Annotated in this window: 5 protein-coding genes and 1 pseudogene; all 6 read right to left on the bottom strand. The window is 68.8% G+C overall.

The window, feature by feature from the left end:
* Positions 1 to 864 (bottom strand): efflux RND transporter periplasmic adaptor subunit (locus AC1DZ6_RS20880; RefSeq protein ID WP_477099051.1); only part of this gene is annotated, 864 nt, incomplete at its 3' end.
* Between the two features lie 88 nt (positions 865 to 952).
* Positions 953 to 1,453: a hypothetical protein gene (locus AC1DZ6_RS20875; protein ID WP_477099050.1), complete on the bottom strand. Its 501-nt coding sequence runs from the start codon at positions 1,451 to 1,453 to the stop codon at positions 953 to 955.
* Between the two features lie 88 nt (positions 1,454 to 1,541).
* A complete protein-coding gene (locus tag AC1DZ6_RS20870) occupies positions 1,542 to 1,898 on the bottom strand; it encodes a hypothetical protein (protein ID WP_477099049.1) in 357 nt (118 codons plus the stop codon).
* 174 nt (positions 1,899 to 2,072) lie between these two features.
* Positions 2,073 to 2,429, bottom strand: coding sequence for a hypothetical protein (locus AC1DZ6_RS20865; RefSeq protein WP_477099048.1), 357 nt, complete (start codon positions 2,427 to 2,429; stop codon positions 2,073 to 2,075).
* 169 nt (positions 2,430 to 2,598) lie between these two features.
* Positions 2,599 to 2,757: pseudogene (locus AC1DZ6_RS20860) on the bottom strand (helix-turn-helix domain-containing protein); the annotation flags it as partial.
* A gap of 83 nt (positions 2,758 to 2,840) precedes the next feature.
* Entirely contained in the window at positions 2,841 to 3,899 is a 1,059-nt protein-coding gene (mgrA, locus tag AC1DZ6_RS20855) for an L-glyceraldehyde 3-phosphate reductase (protein ID WP_477099047.1), read from the bottom strand.
* Positions 3,900 to 3,939 lie beyond the last annotated feature (40 nt).

The raw sequence follows: 3,939 nt of genomic DNA, 5'->3' as shown, positions 1-3,939 counted from the left end.
GAACATGCCAGAGCGGAAGCCGCTGCCGGGGGCCAGGCTGATGCGGGCCAGGCCGACCCGCGTCTGGATGTTGACCTCGGAGGTGACGATGCGGATCGTCCCGGTGGTCTGGCCGACCTGGTCGGAGGTGACCGTGGCCGGCATGCCGGCGCGCAGGGCCAGCAGGTCGGATTCGGGGATCTCGGCGTCCAGCTCCAGGCGGCCGTCGCGGACGATGCGGAACAGCTCAACGCCCGGCGAGATGATCTGGCCCTTGGTGACGCTGCGACGGCTGATCAGGCCCGAGACCGGGGCGCGGACGACGGCCTGGCCCAGGCGGGCGGCCGTTTCGTTGCGCGAGGCGTCGGCCGAGGCGACCTGGGCGACGGCGGTCTGCTGGCGGGCGGTGGCGGTGTCGAGCGAGGCGGACGACAGATAGCCCTTGGCCTGCAGCTCGCGCGAGCGGCCCAGGGCCGCCTGGGCCTCGGCCAGGGTGGCCTTGGCGCTGGCGAGCGCGGCTTCCTGCTGACGCAGCTGGGCGCGCAGCATGGTGTCGTTCATCGCCACCAGGACCTGGCCCTGGCGAACGGTCTGGCCTTCCTCGGCGTTGACCGACACGGCCGTCAGGCCGCCGGTCTCGGCGCCGACCGGAACCTCTTCCCAAGGCGTGACGGTGCCGGAGGCGTTGATGGTGCGCGGCAGCGACTGGACGGTGACCACGGACACGCCGACGGTCTGGCTGGCGGCCTGCGAGGGCTTGGTCGTCTTGGCCTTGGCCTTGTCGCCATGATCGCAAGCGGTCAGCCCCAGGGCGCCGATGCACAGCACCACGGGCAACGCAGTCGAACGCAGGCCGCGTTTATTGATCCGTTGATGCACGACCACCTCAGCTCCGATTATTTGAACAGCCAACGCCTTCTAACCGAGAAACGCCGTTCACCGGATTAAATGATCGTAAGGAGGCGCGGCGATGTCAGGAGAGCCTGTCCGGATCAGGCTGTCTGCGGCGCCCGGCGTTCCAGACGCCGATCAAAAGGGCGCCCATCACCAGATAACTGACCAGGCTGCCGGCCACGTAATAGGCGCGGGGGATGATCTGCCGGTCGATCGCGGCCGCCAGATGGATCAGGGCGCCGACGCCCTGGAACGCCGCCGCCGCCATGGTCCACCAGCGATCCGCGGTCAGCGCCAGGTACAGCAGCACCAGCAGCAGCAAAATATCGACCACCAGGACGCCGCTCTGGGCGCCCAGCGTCTGCTGATCGTCCTGCACGAGGGGGCTGGCGAACCACGCCGCCGCCATCGCCGCCGCGGCGACCTGCTCGACCCATCGTCCGCGCCACACGGCGAGGCCGCAACAGGTCAGCAGGACGGCGAGGCTGAACAGCTGGTCGAGGGTCTGGACGTACATCGGCAAGAAGTCCGAAGGCGGGGCGCTGGCGGCGCTTTCAGCCTCCAGGGTAACCCGATCCATGGTCGAAACCGATCCATGAAGTCGCGGGCCCGATCAGGTGGGGGTGCATGATCGGGCCCGCGGCGCGAGGCCTGAGTTGGGGAGGGTGTCAGGCGACTTCGCGCGTGGTCGGCACGGCCCGAAGGCTGCCGATCAGGCTGGGGGGCGGCTTCTTGCCGCCGCCGCCGAAGGAAACGGCCGAGAGGCCGATGTCGTGCTGGGCCTTGCTGAGGCCCTGATGGGTTTCGAGGATGTTCTGCCGGGCCACGCCCAGGGCGCGCATCGTCTCGATCGCGCTGATCAGGGCGTCCTGGCCGACCATCACCGACAGGTTCGCGGCTTCCCGCGAGGCCGGCATCAGGGTGGTCAGGGCGGCGGTGCTGGCGATGGCCGCGTCGATGGCGTTCTCGGCGGCGAACAGGGCTTCGGCCACGGCCTCGGCGGCGGTGCGGCGTTCCTTGAGCATGACGTTCTCCCCGCGCCGTGAAGGCGGCGCGTCATCTGGTGAAAGTGGAGAGCGTTCGGGAAGCGGCGGCCTAGAACAGGCCTCGAAGGGCGTGCAGGCCGGCGAGCAGGGATCCGAACGCGAAGGCGGTCGCGAGCATGACGGCGGCGATGAAGGCCAGCCGCTGGCCGAGCGTCAGGTCATTGGGGCCTCCCCAATTTCCGAGCGGCCCTGCCCTGGAGGAATGGGCGACAGGAAGCTCTCGTCCATCAGGGCGCCGGCCACGCAGAGAATCTCGCGCAGCACCATTTCCGGTGGCTTGAAATTGGCCTGCTTGCGCGTCGCGCTGACCAGGTCCGACGCCATCATGGCGCTCTGGGCGCTGGCCGCCAGGCTGGCGAGCTGGCGTTCCAGCTCCGTCCAGGTGAAGCCCGGAACCCGCTCGTCCTGCGAGTTGAGGGTCGGCCAGGTCTTGTGAAAGTTCAGGGCGTCCTGGCGCAGGCTGAGGGCCTGTTCGATCGCGTCCTTCTGAGAGTCCGTAAGTGGCGGCATCGGGTGCTCCTTCCTCGATGTCGCGGCCTTCGACCTTCCGGCCGGAGATCCGCGAGGTCTCGACCGGGTCAAAGGACCTGGAGGAGGGAGAGGGGGCTAGTCCCGCCGCGTCGGACCCTGACGCGATCGGAGGGGGGGTCTGGTTCCGCGGCGAGACCAGGCGGGCGGCCTCGTAGCGATCGGCGACGCCAAGGCGACGGCGCGCCTTGTCGAGGTGCCAATCGACGGTGTGCTTGGACAGGCCGAGCCGACGCGCGATCTCCTTCGAGCTGAGATGCTCGTCCACGAGACGCAGGCAATCACGCTCACGCGGCGTCAGTCGGTCCATACCGCTCACTGTCCGGTCCAAGCCGTCGGCCCCCACGTTCATGGGTCGATTGTATTCCGACGGCGCTCCACCGCAAGACGCAGTCAGCTCTTGGGCAGATCCGAAGCGGCCAGATTCGACGAAATCTTCCACAGATCGACCGCGCCCTCGGTCGCGTGGCGGTCGATTTCGCCCAGTTCCTCGGCCGTGAAGCCCAGGGTGTTCAGCGCCGCCAGCGAGTCCTCGAGCTGGGCCACGGTCCGCGCGCCGATCAGGGCCGAGGTGACGCGCGGGTCGCGCAGCACCCAGGCCAGGGCCATCTGGGCCAGGCTCTGGCCGCGGGCCTTGGCGATCTCGTTCAGGTGCTGGATGCGGGCCAGGTTGTCGGCGCTCAACAGGTGACCGCCCAGCGAGCCCTCGCGGGCGGCGCGGGAATCCTGCGGCACGCCGCCCAGATACTTGTTGGTCAGCATGCCCTGGGCCAGGGGCGAGAAGGCAATGCAGCCGACGCCCAGGTCTTCCAGCGTGTCGAGCAGGCTGTCCTCGATCCAGCGGTTCAGCATCGAATAGGACGGCTGGTGGATCAGCAGCGGCACGCCTTCCGACTTCAGGATGGCGGCGGCCTGGCGGGTCAGTTCGGGCGAGTGGGACGAGATGCCGACGTACAGCGCCTTGCCCTGGCGGTGCAGGTGGGCCAGGGCGCCCATGGTCTCTTCCAGCGGCGTCGTGGGATCCACGCGGTGCGAATAGAAGATGTCGACATAGTCCAGGCCCATGCGCTTGAGGCTCTGGTCGCAGCTGGCGATCAGATACTTCCGCGAGCCGCCGACCTTGCCGTAGGGGCCCGGCCACATGTCCCAGCCGGCCTTGGTCGAGACGATCAACTCGTCGCGGTGGGCGGCGAAGTCGGTGGCCATCACCTTGCCGAAGTTCTCCTCGGCCGAGCCGTAGGGCGGGCCGTAGTTGTTGGCCAGGTCGAAGTGGGTGACGCCCAGGTCGAAGGCCCGGCGCAGGATGGCGCGGCCGGTCTCGAACACGTCCTCGCCGCCGAAGTTCTGCCAAAGGCCCAGCGAGATCGCCGGCAGGTCCAGGCCGCTGCGGCCGGTGCGGCGATAGGGCATGGCGTCATAGCGGGTGTCGGCGGCGACGTAGGGCTTCTGCACGGGGGAGATCCTGAGTGGAAGAGGCGCGGATGGGGAGGAC

Source organism: Caulobacter sp. P1_B12_2 (assembly GCF_056406675.1).
Note: the sequence above shows the minus strand (reverse complement) of the source record. Positions and strands in the feature narration are given on the sequence as shown.

Excerpts from the sequence above, each read along its gene's own strand:
- AC1DZ6_RS20870 (WP_477099049.1), bottom strand. The coding sequence starts at position 1,898 with ATGCTCAAGGAACGCCGCACCGCCGCCGAGGCCGTGGCCGAAGCCCTG.
- AC1DZ6_RS20875 (WP_477099050.1), bottom strand. The coding sequence starts at position 1,453 with ATGGATCGGGTTACCCTGGAGGCTGAAAGCGCCGCCAGCGCCCCGCCT.
- AC1DZ6_RS20865 (WP_477099048.1), bottom strand. The coding sequence starts at position 2,429 with ATGCCGCCACTTACGGACTCTCAGAAGGACGCGATCGAACAGGCCCTC.